The sequence below is a fragment of the Microcoleus sp. PH2017_34_RAT_O_A genome (assembly GCF_020737885.1).
Taxonomy (GTDB): domain Bacteria; phylum Cyanobacteriota; class Cyanobacteriia; order Cyanobacteriales; family Microcoleaceae; genus Microcoleus.
In genome coordinates, this window is record NZ_JAEQDD010000150.1 from 1 (window position 1) to 10,450 (window position 10,450).

The window sequence follows — 10,450 nt, forward strand, 5'->3', positions numbered from 1 at the left end:
ACAGGCATCTTGCCTGTTCCTAATTGTCAGCAACAGGCAAGATGCCTGTTCCACAAGAAATTCACTCTTTAGTGAAACAGGCATCTTGCCTGTTCCTAAACAAGTAATTGAGAATGGTGCAAAATGTGAGTTCAAACTGGCTTCTTCACAAGAACCTCAATCTTTTTAGCTGAACTGTAAACAATTTTCTTTCGTATTTCATCAGCGATTAGTATTAATGGTGGGCAGACGATTAGCAGCGACCATTGCCAGGTCGATAGCGGTGCAGTCGCAAAGACTTTTTGTAAAGGTGGGAAATAGATAATAGATAGAATCAGTACGCACTCAACCGCAATTCCTAACCAGATTAAAGGGTTGCTAAAGAAGCCCAAGCGAAAAATTGAAGTGCGCTCACTGCGGCAGGCGAAAACGTTTCCAATTTGGCAGGCTACGATCGCCGCCAGCATCATAGTTGTGGCTTGATGTTGACACTCTCAGCGCTGAAGCGACTGAGATTCTTAAGACATTGCGGTCTTAATATCCTGATTGCTCAGGTTCCCAAACTCAGCACGTTTGCTCATAGAGGGTGCTGATATCTTTTGGGCGTTTAGGTGTTCAACACCAGGTTTCGCGTCCTGGCCCACGTACCATTCTCAAAGCTCGATCTCTGATAGTTTTTGCAGCACCAATATCGGCGTGTTCGTGATATCCACATTCCACACAGATAAACTTTTCTTCATCTCTATTTTCCTGGTCGATATGACCGCAATTTCTGCATTCTTGGCTAGAGTGCTTAGGATTAACTTTAATTACGATTTTTCCTTGCTTTGCAGCCAGATACTCAATCTTTAATCCTAAATCGCCCCAGCCTGCATCGGAGATAGCACGATTCAATCCCTTTTTCCTGGATTGCCCATTCTTCAGAAACCTCCCAGTTTTCTCATCACTTTTTACCTTGCATCGGCGCATCATCCCAGAGATATTCAAATCTTCTAAGGCGATTGCATCAATGCTTCTAGATACAATCTTATTCGCAGTTTTCCATTGATACGCTTGGCGTTTATCACCAATTTTTTGATGAAATCTGCTAACTTTGATAGCTGCTTTTTTGCGGTTTTTACTGCCTTTTGTTTTGCGGCTAACCCGTCTCTGTCTAATTTTCAGAGTACGTTTAGCTTTTTTGTTGGTTGAAAATCTAGGGTTCTCAATTTGGTAGCCATCAGAAAGATGAACCAGTTTAGTGAGTCCTAAGTCGCAACCGATTACTTTGGGATTGTTACCGAGAGCTTTGGGGCTGTATTCAGGTACAGACTTATCTTCTATTCTCACGGAAACATACCAATCATTCTGTCGTTTCCTAACTGTGCAAGCCTTGATGGTAAAACCACTTGGGATTGAGCGAGAGTTGTGAAACCGCATCCATCCCAGTTTAGGTAAGTAGATTTTATTGCCCTTAATTTTCACCCCCATCGCATAAGTAAAAGATGTAAAATTACTGCGGTTCTTGAATTTAGGAAAACCCCTACCTTCAAAGAAGTTTTTGTAGGCAATGTCTAAGCGTTTAACATTCTGTTGTAAAACTGTTGAGTCTATTCTACTATACCAAGGTCTAGCCATTTTTAACTCAGGTAATGCTGTAATCTGAATGTCACCAGCACTTCGACGAGGATTTCGACGCTTACCTTCAAAGTCAAACTTAGAATCTTTCCAAGGATTTCCGGTTGCGCCACTTTTACTTACGAAGCAGGTCAATGGTGAAGCTTCGCTTTTTGTTCTGATGTCACAGTAGTTACCCTGGATAAACTGCTGATTGTACTGACAGATTCTGTCATTCAAGCACCAATTATACTGGCTTCGCAGCATATCTATCCAATCCGACATTTTTGATGATTGTGTTTGATTGGGTCGCAACTTATAAACATAGTTTGTTAGCAATCTGGTTCACCTCCTTAGTTTGTATTTTAACGTCTTTCTCTGCTTTCAAGTGTTAAGAATTAAGAAAAATTCACGGCGGTTGAAACCACCCGTGCCGCTTACATCGAGCGGGCTGAAGCCTCTGAGTTTTCCGCTTGCCGAATGTTTTTTTATAAATGCCACAATAATCCCGATCGCAAAAATGAAGCTTTCCTTGAGTTCCATACCCACCAACAGGTTAGTCAGCAGAAACACCAAAACACCCATGCCCAGGGCGATCGCCGTGATGACGTGCACCACGCTGTTGATTTGAACTTCCAGGGTGCTGGGTTCTCGTTTCACCGTTGTAGTGAGATGGGCAACCTGACCAAACTCGGTCTGAGTTCCTGTAGCGTACACGACCGCTAATCCACGCCCTGCCGCAACGGTAGAACCCGCAAAAACCAGATTGCTTGATTCGGAGGCACGCATCTTTTCAGTGGCTACAGGTTCCGCCGATCGGGCAACCGGCAGCGATTCTCCAGTCAGCACCGAGACATCGACATAACAAGACTGAGCCGAAACCAGTCTGGCATCAGCAGAGATGCGATCGCCCTCTTCCAATTGCAAGACATCTCCCGGAACCATCTCCCTGACGGGAATCTCACCTAGCGTCCCATCTCGATAGACTTTGGCTCGCGCGGGCAACATTTTATTGAGTGCTGTTAACGCTTGTTCTGCCTGGAATTCTTGCCAAAAACTGAAACCGGCATTAATCCAGATCACAGCCCAGACTGCCCAGCCGAGTTCTGGTGTACCCGAGACAAAAGCCAGTCCACCTGCAACCCAGAGCAAGAGTGCCATGAAATGAGTCAACTGATCGGTGAAGCGGAGTAATAGCGATCGCTTCGCTGGTTCGGGCAGTTCATTAAACCCGTAATGCTTAATTCTGATTGCTGTTTCTGCTTCTGAAAGTCCCTTTTGGGAAGTTGAAAGAGTTTCGTAGACTTGCTGAGTTGATAGTGTCCAAATAGGCGAATGAGATGCCATAAAAAGTCAACAAGTTGCCTCATAAGTTTGCTGCACGGTTGACAAGAGTGCTCCTATGGCTTCTTACTGCTGACTCCATCAGTGGTGCGCCCGCTGATTTCAGTTTCGTGGACGCGGTAAATTGCGATCGCCTCGGAACGTCCCTGACTATCAATCCAAGTGCGATTGATCGCAGGTGATAGCATGGGATTGCGCTCTTTGACGAGGTGCATTACTCGATCGAGATCTGCTTGCTCAGTCACGCGCAAAGCTCGACCATTGACAATAACACTGCGCCAATGAAGAGGCTCGCGTATTTCTTCAACCTGCAAACAAATTTCGGGATTCGCATCAAGATCGTGAGTCTTCATGCCGATCGTGGTAAACAGGTAAATGTCATCTGCTTCGAGATAATAATTCATGGGTATCACGTAGGGCTTGCCTTCGTGGATGCAGCCCAGATGACCGTATCCTACTGTGTGTAGGAGTTCGTGTATTTCTTTTGAACTCATTTCATCAATATCTAACATTACTATTTTCCTAAAGTTTTAGTTAATTAGTAGTATTCAATAGAAATAGTCCACGGTTTACATCTGTCATTAGATATAGTCGAGATCCTCACAAATCTTCTGCCCGCTTAGGAACGCAAATTAAATAATTTACACTCTTGAAAGTGGGATAGGCCAGAAGAACCCGTCCTTTCTGTACGGGTTCTCCTGCCCATCCCACAAGAATCATTAAATTGTAAGTTATTTAATTCTCATTACTTAATGGCTGCTTTTTTACCCACTGCTACGCTCGCTACAACTAAACAAGCTGTACCGAGGGCGATCGGCTCCGCCTGTTTCACCAAGCAAAATAGCCGAAGCCAGCAGGGTAAAAAATGGTTGCAACAACTGAATTTGACCTACCCCTGCAACTCCACCCATCGCCATCTCGTGATAGAATGTGCGTCAGAAAATAGCTTTTCCATGATTGAGACAATAACGTATTCTGACGCACCCTACGACTGTCTCTAGCCGAAGCTGCGGACACCAAAACCCTACCAACTAAAATCTAAAATCTAAAATCTAAAATTGGTTGAGGGTATTTTCTAGTTTTTCGGCAATGCCTTCAACCCAATTTTCATCTTGCTTGGTATAGCTGCGCGGCGCGTTAGCACCTAATATTAATACGCCTTGAGTGCCGATCGGCTGACAGATCACTCCTTGGGTATTTTCTGGCAAATAGTCGAATTCGATTTTGCCGGGATAAATATCGAGCTTTACTAAATAAACTGGTTTGTTTTTGTCGAGCACTCGCTGCAATATTGGCCCTGGCTTGACTTCGGGATTGATGCCTAAGATGCCGCGCCTCAATAAGACTTTTCCTTGATATACAATGACGATCGCCCTTGTGGCCGTATTTGTCAACAGCAAACGCGACGCCCAGGCTAATTCTAGCTTGACGGCATCGGGCAAATCCGGCGCCAGCTCGAAGCCTTCAGAGCCGGTAAGCTGTACCGAATCGGGCGATCGCGCTTGCACCTGTTGCCACAGCAAACCTGTTAAAATCAGCAGGGCGCTGATAATTACTCCCAAAACGTCCGATCGAGTTTGAGAGTCTGTAATTTGCTCTGTCAGTAAGCGGTTGACCACCAGCAGCGTACCTGCTAACCCTCCCGCAACTAAGGGTAATTGCCGCAATACTTTATTTGGATCAGATTTTGTCATTGGTCAGTTGATAGTTGACAGTTGACAGTTGATAGTTGACAGTTGATGGTTGATAGTTGTCATTTAGGCTTTGATGCACTCGCTCACCAAGAAACCGGGTTTTTAACCGAGATTGAGGGTTTTAACCAGTATTTTGGTTGAAAAACCCGGTTTCTGGATACCTATGCTTAAGTTTTATAAGGAGTAGTTGATAATTTAACAACTGCCAATTGCCAACTGCCAACTGCCAACTGCCAACTGTCAACTGCCAACTGCCAACTGTCAACTGCCAACTGCCAACTGTCAACTGTCAACCGACTTCGCCAATTTCGACAATGCGCTGGAATAGATAGCCGGTGCCGCGGGCGGTGAGAATTAATTCAGGATTGCTGGGGTCGTCTTCCAACTTTGCCCTCAGCCGGGAGATGTGAACGTCCACAACGCGGGTGTCTACGTGGCGTTCTGGCGTGTATCCCCAAACTTCTTGCAAAATTTCCGATCGCGAAAAAGGCTCTCCAGAACGGCTGACAAGCAGCTCTAACAAGCTGAATTCCATGCCTGTGAGCCGAATTCGTTCGTCGCCTTTATAAACTTGGCGCTTGTTGGTGTCAATCCTAATATTAGTTACGTGGATGACTCCAGAACTGGGAATGCCTGAAGCGCCGTTTTTGTCAACCCGGCGCAGTACCGAACGGATGCGGGCTTCGAGCTCTTTGGGAGAGAAAGGTTTGACGACGTAATCGTCGGCGCCCAATTCTAAACCGGTGATGCGATCGGCTACGTCTCCCAAAGCGGTTAGCATGATGATGGGTACGTCTGATTCTTTGCGTAACTCCTGACACACGCCGTAACCGTCGAGCTTCGGCATCATCACGTCCAAAACTACTAAGTCGGGTTCGGTGTTGCGAAATGTTTCGAGAGCTTCTTCACCGTCAGCAGCGGTGACGACATCGTAGCCAATCATGGAAAGGCGAGTCTCCAGAATGCGCCGGATACTGGCTTCGTCATCGACTACCAGAATTTTTTCTTTATGATTTTCCAAGTTACCGAGCACTCCTTAAGTTACATTTCAGATAATCTTAATTTTTTGTACCCTATCATAGAATATACAGATTGAATCGTGTATGGCGATCGGTCTGAAAGCTTGATAATTGCTTTAACTCAGACTTTTCTAAATGTTAGGGTGACTATTTATCATAGTAAACAATGCCTAAGCCTCGAATACAATATATTTGTCGGGAATGTGGGTATGATTCACCACAATATTTTGGCAGGTGTCCTAGCTGTCACAAGTGGGATTCTTTTGACGAGCAGTTAGAACCACATACTGCTGGTGGGCCACGGGCTGGTTTGACTGGGGTGACAACTAAGTCAGTGGGCGGTTCGCCTCCTGATAAGTCGAAGGGTCAACCAAAGGTATCTTTTAGATTATCGCAGATTTCCGACCAAACTCAGTCTCGCTGGCCTTCTGGCTATGGGGAACTCGATCGAGTTTTGGGAGGTGGGATTGTTCCGGGTTCGCTGGTGTTGATTGGCGGGGAACCGGGAATCGGGAAATCGACGCTGCTATTACAGATGGCGAATATGTTGGCGCGCAAGGATAGAATACTCTATGTTAGTGCGGAGGAGTCTGGTCAGCAAGTAAAATTGCGATCGCAGCGTTTGGGCGTGGCTAATCCGGTTAATTTGTCAAGCAATGGCGGAAATATATCTGATAGCAATGGGGAGGCTAAAACGGATTCCCAGGACAATTCAGCGGAGAATTTCTACTTGCTTCCAGAGACGGATTTAGAAGTTGTTTTGCGGGAGTTGGAAGCGCTGAAACCGAATGTGGCGGTGATTGATAGCATCCAAACTATTTATTTTGCTAATTTAACATCGGCTCCGGGTTCGGTAGCTCAGGTACGGGAATGTACGTCTGCTTTGATGCAGGTTGCAAAAAGGGAAAATATTACTTTATTCTTGGTTGGTCACGTTACTAAGGATGGATCTTTGGCGGGGCCGAGGGTTTTGGAGCATTTGGTAGATACTGTACTGTATTTTGAGGGCGATCGCTTTGCTTCTCATCGCCTTTTGCGATCGATGAAAAACCGTTTTGGCGCGACTCACGAAATCGGTGTTTTTGAAATGGTAGCCAATGGTTTGCGAGAAGTAGATAATCCGTCGGAGTTGTTTTTAGGCAATAAAGATGAATTTTCTCCGGGTACTTCGACGACGGTTGCTTGCGAGGGAACTCGACCGATTTTAGTGGAGATTCAGGCGTTAGTCAGCCCTGCAAGTTTTGGTGCGCCACGCCGTTCTACTACTGGTGTGGATAGTAGTAGATTGCAGCAAATTTTGGCTGTTTTGGAGAAAAGGGTGGGGATTCCTTTGTCTAAATTGGATGTGATTGTGGCGTCGGTAGGCGGGTTGAAGGTGGAGGAACCGGCGGCGGATTTGGGGGTGGCGATCGCAGTTGTGGCCAGTTTTCGCGATCGGGTAATTGATGCGCGCACAGTTTTGCTCGGAGAAGTCGGTTTGGGAGGACAAGTGCGGCCGGTGTCGCAATTAGAGTTACGGCTAAGGGAAGCGGCGAAATTGGGTTTCAAAAGGGCGATTATTCCTAAGAATCAATCCGTGCCAGATTTGGGGATGGAAATTATTCCGGTGGCTAGAGTGATAGATGCAATTATTGCAGCGATTCCGGCTACTCCTGCTCAGTTGCAGTCGGATGATATGGAAGTACAATCTGTTGATTTGGAGGAAGAGGATTTATCGAATTGAGTTAGAATGGTGATGTTGTAAATTGATATTAAGGAGGCACAAGTTATGTATCAAGTAGACATTGTTGAGGCTAAAGAAAAACTTCTGGAATTAATCGAAGCGGCGATGAGAGGTGAAGAAGTTGCCATTAGTAAAGATAATCAGCCTGTTGTAAAATTGGTAGTAATTCCCAAACAAGCTAAACCCAATCGGCAAGCAGGGAGTGCTAAAGGAATGGTTTGGATGTCCGATGATTTTGACGAACCTCTAGAAGAATTTAAGGAGTACAGATCATGAGGCTGTTGTTCAACACTCATGCCTAAACACGATCAAAAGAAAAAAAATATCGTTGTTTAGCAACAAACATTATGAGACGATTGCGAATAACCACACTTATTCAAGTCATAGTTATGGCAATCGTAACACTCTATCACGGTACAGATATTGAGAGTGCATTGGATATTTTGAATAACGGGTTAAATGGCGATCGCTTGCTAGTTTTGCAAACTCAGCCTGTACAATTAGGTCAAGGTTGGTACGCTGCGTTAGATCCAGAAGTAGCCTGGTTCTTTGCTGCCCTATCACCAGGTTTAGACGATTTAGGCTGCACAGTTATTGAAATGTCTTTGCCTGTGGTAGAATTAAACTATCTGCTGGATAGAGGAGAAGCTAGAATTGAGCCAATTGCCAATGTGATGTTCTCCGCACAGCAAATATGGTTTTCAATTAATGCCTTTGATTTTTTAAATGAAAAAGCTGACTTTCAACCTTGCCAGGAAGCAGGATAAATGAAAAACAATTACACCATGAACGATTTAAAAATTCGTTCTACAAATCGTACAACTACAGATAATGGCATTACTGCACATACTCATACTGTGTTGTTTGAGCGTCTGCTGACAGTTGAAGAACAGGAACAATTCACACAAATATTAAATAGTGTTTGCGAAACATTTGATTCATCACAAGGTTTAGATAATAAGTTTTTAGCTAATCCTCAAGTGACATTCACTGATCCTAACCAGGTACATTATACAGTGAATCAGCGCATTTTTGCAGGTTCGTGGAAGGATGAACTATTTGCTAGGTTAGTTGCATTTAGTCAGGAAGTTGCTAGTATTGCTGAACATGATGGAAATCCTGTCTTTAGCAAACTAACAAAGTTAAAGCAACTGCAAAAGTGGGCACAGTCACAGATTGACAATACTGCCCAACCTGAAGTTAGACCTGATATTGCAATTACAGTGTTGCAGTTAATTGATGAAGTTGAAAGGTTGCAGAATCAAGTTAAGCAAATAGAAACTAAATCACAAACTGCATAATGTTGTAAAAAACCAGATATAACAATCACGAAAGCCTACGAGTTTCCAGCAAAAGTCACAGAGGGCGGGAAAATAGAATTTCCCGATACCATCTTAAAATACTTAGCAGCTAACCAAGAAGTCAGAGTTATTGTTCTGGTGAAAGAAACAACTGATACAGAAGAGGAAAATTCTGCTATATTGGTTTGTAGTGAGGACTTTAGTCCGCATCCATTCCGAGGACTAAAGTCCTCACTACAAACCTTTTTTATTGCGCGTAATCGGACATGACATAATATAAAATCTCTGTCCCGGGTTAGAGAAAGAATACCATAAATATTGTATTATAGAGAATGTTTAAAAAATAGTTAATTTCCCAATTTTTAGAGGCGCGTTTTCACTCAAATATGAACAAGTCAAAAAGACGTAAAAATCAGTGGTCAAATGAACTAAACGATATCATTCGAGGTGCATCTGGCGGATTTTTGTTCGGGATTCCGCTGCTGTATACGATGGAGGTTTGGTGGATCGGTTCCTCTACTAAACCAGCGCAAATGTCGATCGCCATTATAACTACTTTTATCGTCGTTTTCTTGCTGACTCGCACTGAAGGCTTTCGCAAAACTAAGGACATCCGGTGGCGGGATGCTGCAATCGATACCGTAGAAGCGATCGCGATTGGCATTGTCTGCGCCGCTGTTATCCTGTTTTTGCTCCGGGAAATTACGCCGGATACTCCGCTGCAACAAGCTTTGGGGAAAATCATTTTTGAAGGCTTGCCCTTTGCCTTGGGAGTGGCCCTGGCAAGCGGTTTCTTGAGTGGCGATCGCTATCAAAGCTCAGATAGCGACAGCGAACCGATGATTAATCCCACTTTAGCAGATATCGGTGCTACTTTAATTGGCGCGATGATAATTGCTTTCAACATCGCCCCAACTGACGAAATTCCCATGCTAGCGGCAGCTATTTCGCCACCTTGGCAATTAGCAATTATCGCCGCTTCGCTGCTAATTTCCTACGGTATTGTATTCGCAGCCGACTTTACTTCTCAAGCAAAACGCCAGCAGCAGCGAGGAATTTTTCAGCGTCCCCTCAGCGAAACTGTGATGGCGTATTTAGTATCGCTGGTGGCTTCTGCATTTATGTTGTTTTTCTTCCACAAACTCAGCTTTGACGACCCTTGGTCTGTTTGGTTGGGCTATACGTTAGTATTGGGATTGCCGGCGACTGTTGGCGGCGCGGCGGGGAGGTTGGCGGTATGAGTGACAGTAATGCCGAAAGTAAAATGGAACAACCGGAAAAAAGAACTTTTGCTGAATGGGTAACATTTGCGATCGCCTGTTCGATCCTGTCTACCATCACCGGACTCGTACTTTACAACTGGGTGACTAAAAAACAGGAACCTCCTGTGATTTCTGTGACTCGCAACGAGCCAATTCGCGCCACCAAAGGGCAATTTTACGTACCGTTTAAAGTTACTAACACGGGCGGCGAAACGGCAGAATCAGTGCAAGTTGTAGCGGAACTGCGCGTCAAGGGCGAAGTCTTGGAATCTGGAGATCAGCAAATTGATTTTTTGTCAAGCGGTGAAACTAAAGAAGGAGCTTTTATCTTCAGCCGCAACCCCAGTCAAGGTGAATTGATTGTGCGATCGAGCAGTTATCAATTGCCTTAAAAAAGCTCAGATTCGGGAGTTTCAATATATCAAAAGTCAATTGATATAGCGGTTCTCAGAAAGATTCGCGGACGTTGTTGGGCTTGGGCCCTCTTGGTTTCAGTGGTTATATAACCTGTCAGTCATACCTCACCTTTTTG

At 44.7% G+C, this 10,450-nt stretch carries 13 protein-coding genes and 1 pseudogene; 6 read left to right on the forward strand and 8 right to left on the reverse strand.

What is annotated here, in order from left to right; all coding sequences use genetic code 11:
* Positions 1-131: 131 nt before the first annotated feature.
* The 8 genes and pseudogenes from JGK11_RS31130 to rpaB form a co-directional block, all read right to left on the reverse strand.
* Positions 132-452, reverse strand: a pseudogene (locus JGK11_RS31130) (cation-translocating P-type ATPase C-terminal domain-containing protein); the annotation flags it as partial.
* Positions 453-594: 142 nt separating this feature from the next.
* A complete protein-coding gene (locus JGK11_RS31135) occupies positions 595-1,860 on the reverse strand; it encodes a transposase (protein WP_293180293.1) in 1,266 nt (421 codons plus the stop codon).
* Positions 1,861-1,959: 99 nt separating this feature from the next.
* Positions 1,960-2,922 (reverse strand): cation-transporting P-type ATPase, encoded by a 963-nt coding sequence (locus tag JGK11_RS31140; RefSeq protein WP_293214276.1) that lies wholly within the window; start codon positions 2,920-2,922, stop codon positions 1,960-1,962.
* A 53-nt stretch (positions 2,923-2,975) separates the two neighbouring features.
* Positions 2,976-3,431, reverse strand: coding sequence for a pyridoxamine 5'-phosphate oxidase family protein (locus JGK11_RS31145; RefSeq protein WP_293180300.1), 456 nt, complete (start codon positions 3,429-3,431; stop codon positions 2,976-2,978).
* Positions 3,432-3,683: 252 nt separating this feature from the next.
* Complete coding sequence (locus JGK11_RS31150; RefSeq protein ID WP_293180303.1) at positions 3,684-3,830, reverse strand: hypothetical protein; 147 nt, start codon at positions 3,828-3,830, stop codon at positions 3,684-3,686.
* A 141-nt stretch (positions 3,831-3,971) separates the two neighbouring features.
* The gene (locus JGK11_RS31155; RefSeq protein ID WP_293180306.1) at positions 3,972-4,613 is read right to left on the reverse strand and encodes a cofactor assembly of complex C subunit B; all 642 of its coding nucleotides are present in this window, start codon (positions 4,611-4,613) and stop codon (positions 3,972-3,974) included.
* Between the two features lie 167 nt (positions 4,614-4,780).
* Complete coding sequence (locus JGK11_RS31160) at positions 4,781-4,906, reverse strand: hypothetical protein (protein WP_293180309.1); 126 nt, start codon at positions 4,904-4,906, stop codon at positions 4,781-4,783.
* Complete coding sequence (gene rpaB, locus JGK11_RS31165; RefSeq protein WP_071587789.1) at positions 4,903-5,634, reverse strand: response regulator transcription factor RpaB; 732 nt, start codon at positions 5,632-5,634, stop codon at positions 4,903-4,905. The genes JGK11_RS31160 and rpaB overlap by 4 nt, the downstream gene beginning before the upstream one ends.
* A gap of 164 nt (positions 5,635-5,798) precedes the next feature.
* On the opposite strand from rpaB, the gene radA reads away from it, so the two are divergent.
* The 6 genes from radA (at position 5,799) to JGK11_RS31195 (ending at position 10,310) form a co-directional block, all read left to right on the forward strand.
* Positions 5,799-7,355, forward strand: a complete 1,557-nt coding sequence (radA, locus tag JGK11_RS31170; protein ID WP_293180312.1) for a DNA repair protein RadA — start codon at positions 5,799-5,801, stop codon at positions 7,353-7,355.
* Between the two features lie 45 nt (positions 7,356-7,400).
* On the forward strand, positions 7,401-7,631 hold the full coding sequence (locus JGK11_RS31175) for a type II toxin-antitoxin system prevent-host-death family antitoxin (protein WP_293180315.1): 231 nt from the start codon (positions 7,401-7,403) through the stop codon (positions 7,629-7,631).
* Positions 7,632-7,744: 113 nt separating this feature from the next.
* Positions 7,745-8,122, forward strand: a complete 378-nt coding sequence (locus tag JGK11_RS31180; protein ID WP_293180318.1) for a hypothetical protein — start codon at positions 7,745-7,747, stop codon at positions 8,120-8,122.
* Positions 8,123-8,656, forward strand: coding sequence for a hypothetical protein (locus JGK11_RS31185; RefSeq protein WP_293180321.1), 534 nt, complete (start codon positions 8,123-8,125; stop codon positions 8,654-8,656).
* Between the two features lie 386 nt (positions 8,657-9,042).
* Complete coding sequence (locus JGK11_RS31190; RefSeq protein WP_293180324.1) at positions 9,043-9,897, forward strand: TIGR02587 family membrane protein; 855 nt, start codon at positions 9,043-9,045, stop codon at positions 9,895-9,897.
* Complete coding sequence (locus JGK11_RS31195; protein ID WP_293180327.1) at positions 9,894-10,310, forward strand: TIGR02588 family protein; 417 nt, start codon at positions 9,894-9,896, stop codon at positions 10,308-10,310. Before JGK11_RS31190 ends, JGK11_RS31195 begins: the two co-directional genes overlap by 4 nt.
* The last annotated feature ends 140 nt before the right edge of the window (positions 10,311-10,450 follow it).